5 protein-coding genes are annotated in these 5558 nt (G+C 59.2%); 2 read left to right on the top strand and 3 right to left on the bottom strand.

Annotated elements, in window-relative coordinates; translation table 11 throughout:
* From trbL to V7082_RS21245, 3 genes are all read right to left on the bottom strand, one after another.
* A partial coding sequence (gene trbL, locus V7082_RS21255; RefSeq protein ID WP_334151667.1) for a P-type conjugative transfer protein TrbL occupies window positions 1-757 on the bottom strand: 757 nt, incomplete at its 3' end.
* A gap of 457 nt (window positions 758-1214) precedes the next feature.
* Window positions 1215-2027 carry a hypothetical protein gene (locus tag V7082_RS21250; protein ID WP_324539185.1) on the bottom strand — a complete coding sequence of 271 codons (813 nt, stop codon included), beginning with the start codon at window positions 2025-2027 and terminating at the stop codon, window positions 1215-1217.
* Window positions 2024-3226 (bottom strand): hypothetical protein, encoded by a 1203-nt coding sequence (locus V7082_RS21245; protein ID WP_324539183.1) that lies wholly within the window; start codon window positions 3224-3226, stop codon window positions 2024-2026. The genes V7082_RS21250 and V7082_RS21245 overlap by 4 nt, the downstream gene beginning before the upstream one ends.
* A 101-nt stretch (window positions 3227-3327) precedes the next feature.
* Here V7082_RS21245 and V7082_RS21240 point away from each other — a divergent pair, with 101 nt between their 5' ends.
* Window positions 3328-4101, top strand: coding sequence for a DUF2971 domain-containing protein (locus tag V7082_RS21240; RefSeq protein ID WP_324539181.1), 774 nt, complete (start codon window positions 3328-3330; stop codon window positions 4099-4101).
* Window positions 4102-4213: 112 nt separating this feature from the next.
* Window positions 4214-5332 (top strand): PIN domain-containing protein, encoded by a 1119-nt coding sequence (locus tag V7082_RS21235; protein ID WP_324539179.1) that lies wholly within the window; start codon window positions 4214-4216, stop codon window positions 5330-5332.
* The last annotated feature ends 226 nt before the right edge of the window (window positions 5333-5558 follow it).

Raw genomic sequence — 5558 nt, 5'->3', positions numbered from 1 at the left:
CATAGATGGCGAGGCCGAACACGGCGATCGCAGCCAGGATGCAGGAGGCGGCCTGCGTCAGCGTCACTTCACCGGTGGGACGTATCACGGTGCCGAACAGCGAGGCGCCGATGCCGACCACGATGGCCAACACCATGAGCTTGATGCCGGAGGAGATGACGTTGCCGAGCACGCGCTCGGCCAGGAAGGCCGTCTGGCCGAACAAAGCGAACGGCACCAGTACGAAGCCGGCAAGCACGGTCAGCTTGAACTCGATGATGGTGATGAAGAGCTGAACCGAGAGCACGAAGAAGGCAAGTAGCACGATCACCCAGGCCAACATCAGGACGGCGATGGTGACGAAGTTTGAGAAGAACGTCGTGAAACCGATCAGTTCACCGGCTTTCTCGAGGAGCGGCCTTGATGCGGTGAAGCCCGTAGAGGCGACGAACCCCGGCCGCATGAGATCGGCGGCCGTCAGGGAGGTGCCCGACGCCTTCAGGCCCAACCCAGCGAATGACTGGAAGACGATGTCGGCGAGGCCCTGGAAGTTGGAGAGGAGCAGCGCGAAGAAGCCGACGTAGAGCACCTTGCGGATGAGCTGGGCGATGACGTTGTCCTCGCCCATCAAGGCCCAGAACAGGCCGGCGAGCGTGATGTCGATGGCGACCAGGATGCTGGTCAGGAACGCGACGTCGCCGGCGAGGAGGCCGAATCCGCTGTCGATGTAGCGGCTGAAGGTCTCCGTGAAGCGGTCGATGATCGCAAGATCGTCCATGTCTGCGCGCGCCCCATGCTACCGGCAAGGCTCCGCCATCGGCGCAAGCAGCGTTGGCCGTGGGGGACATCAGCGGAAGAATGTTAGAGGCGGCGGGTCAGACAGGCTGTCACAGTTCCGGCGCCACCCGATGCCAGGGCTATCGGGCAGTGCGATGATGCCGGAGAGGTTGATGCTCAGTGAATGAGGAAACGCCGCAATACGCGGGAGTCGTCGGGAGTTCTAGATGAAATGAAGGAAGACTGTGCGAGTACGATGCGCGTTGCCCATGCGTGGGCTCAATGGGCGGACTCGTGAACTGGGCCCTGTGCTCATAGTCGTGCAGGTGAGGGCAGTTGGTGTCCGGGGCCTAAGGCGATTGTTGCTATGAAGGCGAAATTAACTTCGCAGTTTGGTCCGAAGCGGACGAGGCCGACGTCACGGCCATCGCGGATTCAGGGAGTACGTGAATCTTCTTCTAGGGCCGCGAATTCGACACAACAAACTCCTTGGTGTAGGCGGTTTCGGCACGGCCGTCATGTGCGGCGGTGAGGAGTTGCAGGATGTCGAACATGTCGATGTAGCGCATACGGCAGAGATTGTTCTGCAGTGTCGCGCGCGCGACCATGCCGGTAAGACGCGATGTCCTAACGTTGAAGACAGGTGCTCCGCTCAAGCCCGTCACGCTCGTGAATTCGGGTTCCGAGAACCGGCCGCAGGCCGAGCGCAGGGTGGGATCATGGCTGAAGGCGGTGTCATCCTCCATCTCGAGAAGGCAAAACCTTGGGGAGATCGTTGTCTCACCGATCTGGCTGAGCTCCTTGAGTACGCCGGAGACGTGCAGTGTATCGCCCGTCCGGGTCGGTCCGACTGTGCCTTCGACCAGCAGGTAAGTCGCGTTCCCGAAGTAGTCGGGATCGATGTCGTCGCTGAACCGGATCGCCGTCACGTCGAGGATATCGGTATCGATCGCGGCTCCTTTCGGGGAGCTTGCGTGAAAGACCGCGGATAGGCCGGCAATGGCTCGTCCGTCGCGCCTGTTGGTCACGACAAGCTGGCTCCACTCAAAATCCTGACGGACATGGCCGCATGTCAGCGCGTAAGGCGTACCGCGAAACGAGACGACAAAGAGCGTCCCGCCATGCGTCGCATACTGCCATTCGGAGAGACCAGTGTCGAACAGGACGAAGCGCGCGGCCTGGCGAAAGTCTTGCCGGATGGTGAGGCCCGATGCGAGACGCTGCGTAACTCTCTGATCGGAGAGATGGATGAGGCGCTTTCCGGTGCTCATGGTGGATCGGACGATACGCCTTTTGGGCCGGGTTTGCGCGGAAAGCGCTGCACCCGCTTGGCGGGGTCTGCCTCGGCACTGCGGGGATCCCACGAGCTGATGGTGGCGAGCTTGACGCGGACGTAATCGTGGAAGGGACCGCGCTGCGATGAGAAGGGCATGACGTAGATATGCGGTCCGCCGAACCATTCGTCGCCGGTCTCATCGATGTCGATGACCTGTTCGTAGGGCAGGACGAGGAACTCCTCGTACCATGCCTTGTTCTGCTCCGGCAGATCGTCCCATGTGGGCATGCAAGCCTGGCGCGCGGCGGCGTACGCCTCCATCTGTCTGCGGCCGGCTTCGGTCCTCCAGGGATTGTCGTGCGGGTTGGCGTCATTCATGCCTTCGGCTAAATCCCAGGACCTTCCGTCGTCATCAATGAAGGCGAAGCACCGCTTCCGCAAGACGTGAAGGCCGTCGTGATGGCAGCCTTCATAGCGGTAGATACTCCACCGGCGGGCCTCTAAGTCTTGGGCTGCGTCGTCGGGATAAGGGTAACGCTCGTCGCTCGCGTCACGAACAAGAACATCGAGGCCAATTCTAGCCTGAAAGAGGCGCGTCGCCTTGCGCTTGACCACGAGGCGGCGTCGCACGTCTGCGGCAATCGATTGGCGGCGGATACGCAGGGACACGCCGAAGAAGGTGAAGAGGACGTCGTCGTTCTTGGGCTGATAAAGCATATCTTCCAGCTCTCCCCTGCCCCATAGGTAGGCTTCGGCAACACCCATGGCACGCGTGCGCGTGCGGAATAGATCGCGCGCGGCCTTGGAAAAATCGCAGGCGGCGGCGAAGACAATGCCGTGCAGCGTGCCTGCCATTTGCGGATCGATCGCGTCAAGGTGCTGGCCGAGCTTCTTCGGCGTGATGGTCTTTTCCCGCTTGCACTGGATCAGCCAGACGCGCTCGATGGATGGCTCTGCATCGGCTCCTTCGGTGTCCTCACTGGTGTCCTCACGGGATGCGGCGTCGGCTTGCAGGACAGGTTCGAAGCCGCGTGCATCGAAGCCGTCGTCACTGCCCGCGCGGCCGGTGGCTTCGAGCTGAGTCCACGGCCGAAAATCGTAGACGATGCGCCTGACGAGATCCTCGAACCGGTGCGGCTCGAGATCTTCGAAGTGGAGCGGTCCGGTTGTGCGGACAGGCGCGGGCTTGGCCATGAAACCCTCTTGGCAATTCTGGTAACAATAATTAAATCAGTATGTTACCTGTTTGATGTCTCTTCAGTCAGGCGAATGACCGTCATGATGGTCGTGGCGACGTGGCGCTGACGCAAGATGCGCAGTTCGCGGTCGCTGTTCTTGCCGAGTTCGAATGTGGCCGCGGCGACGGGCCGAACCATGCGCGCGTGCTAGAGTGCGCCTCGAAACCTCGTGCCTCGGAGCTTTCCATGAGCGAGCCATCCTTGCGTCGATATACGAGCCTGGTTGCGGCTATCCAGATCCTTCGGCAACGGCGCCTTACGCTGTTGAACCCCGAGTTATGGGATGATCGGAACGATATCTACAGCATACGCAAGTATATGGAAGCTGTGCAGGCGCGCTCTATCCTTGCTCTTTGTTTTGCGCAGCAGTTCGAGACGTACCATCATTGGCGGGTATTTTCACAAGGCATGGATGGCGTGTGTTTGGAGTTCGACCGCGAACGCCTGCTCGCCGCATTCGAAGGAAACCCGCAGATTCGCTATGGCTCGGTCGAATACTACGAACTGCGGAAATTAAGGGAGGCGCCACTGACAGTGGAGGAGCTTCCGTTCATCAAGCGCTTTCCCTACCAGGACGAGAAGGAGTTCCGGATCGTCTATGTCGATACGGAGCAGCTGCTCAGCTTCAAGGACTTTGAAATCGATCTCGGCGCAATCAGGCGGATCAATCTCAGTCCGTGGATGCCGGGGGCGCTCTCGGATTCCGTCAAAGAGACAATCCGCTCGATACCAGGATGCGAGAATATTCGCTTGAATCGGTCAACTTTGGTGGAGAATGAGCAGTGGAAAGGCTACATCAACGACATACTGCCAGTCGTGCAAAGCCCATAGCTTTCCGCTTGGAGCCTCCGGGGCCAGCTTACAAGCGCGGGAATGACAGGATGACCCTTCATGGACTTGATTTCGATCTTTGGTGGCAGCGCTAGCAGGTCCGGAGGCGACGGTGCCAGTTCTGAGCATCGAAGAGATTGAAGCTCTGATTGCGAAAGGGAAGGTTCGAGCAATCACGCTGGATACCTCCATCTTCCGTCAGTACGGTCACAACCTTCAATACAGGATTCTCCGAAGCCTCGGTCAGTTCAGCGGCACCCAAGTCAAGTTTGTCCTCTCGGCCATCGTTGTCGATGAGGTTGCTCGCCAAATGTCTGAGAATATTAAGGAGGCGGCTGCCAAGCTCAGGGCCGCCGTTAAATCCTTTGAAAAGGCATTGAACCTCCCCTCGTCTCTCACGCTTTCGAAGGACGTCGATCTTAGCGTAGATCCCGCGGAGAGGGCCAGGAAGCTTGTCTCAGAATTCCTGTCCGCCACAGCTTGTCACGCCGTTCCCGTGGAAGGGCAGGTCTCGGTTGCCCAAGTATGGCAACGGTACATCTCGACGAAACCGCCCTTCGCGTCTGCTAAGGAAAAGAAGTCCGAATTTCCTGATGCTTTCGCGCTCGTGGCTCTCGAGACATGGGCCAAGGACAATGACACGCTGATACTGGCGGTCAGCAAGGACGGGGGCTGGAGAGAGTTCGCAGAAACCTCCGAGCAGATCCTCTATATTGACGATGTGAAACGCGGGCTAGCGCTCTTCAACAAAGCGGACAACCTTGTCGTCACGCGGGTACTCAACATGATGCGGGACAAGAAAGCTTCTGAGCTCCTGCAGGAGCTCGAAGGTGCGGTTCAGAGCAGCTTGGACGATCTTGATTTCATAATCGATGCGGGCACTGGGTATCCGTTCGACGCCACGCCGGAATCGGCAAAGGTGATCGAGTTCCAACTTGCCCCGAACGCAGAACCTCTCGTGGTGGATTCCGATGAAGAGGCTGTGACCTTTACCGTGGATCTGATTGCTCGCGTCGAGTTCACGGCGCACTTTAGCTTCAAGACCTACGATGATGAGGGTGATTTGTTTCCGATGGGGTGGACTCAGGAGAGTATCGAGGACAAAGTGCCCTTCTCGGCAGCCATCACGATCGCGCGGGAACTCGAAGGGGAACCGGAAACCTTGGACATTGACGTCAACCGTCCCGAGATCGCGCTGAATTTTGGCGATGTCGAGCCACGCCACTACTAGCGGCGCCAATGGCGATTGTAGTCTACTCAGCTCAAAAACGCCTCAATCCCTGGACGCGTACCCTGCCTCTGTCCCGACAAACGACTTGAACCGTTGCCGGGCCTCATCCTCCGTCGCGAGCTCTCGTGCGCGCGCGACGGTTTCGGCTCGCGCCTGAGCCGCGACCAGGCTTTGGAGTGCGAGCGACTGTTTGACTCCGAGTCCCGTGAGTTCGTTTCCGGCTTGC

Origin of the sequence: Hyphomicrobium sp. (assembly GCF_036833075.1) — a bacterium.
Taxonomy (GTDB): Bacteria; Pseudomonadota; Alphaproteobacteria; order Rhizobiales; family Hyphomicrobiaceae; genus Hyphomicrobium_C.
The sequence above is the reverse complement of the archived record's forward strand: the minus strand, read 5'-3'. Positions and strand labels throughout refer to the sequence as shown.

Bases quoted from the DNA above. Each gene is read 5' to 3' on its own strand.
- V7082_RS21250 (WP_324539185.1), bottom strand. From the start codon at position 2,027: ATGAGCACCGGAAAGCGCCTCATCCATCTCTCCGATCAGAGAGTTACG.
- V7082_RS21245 (WP_324539183.1), bottom strand. From the start codon at position 3,226: ATGGCCAAGCCCGCGCCTGTCCGCACAACCGGACCGCTCCACTTCGAA.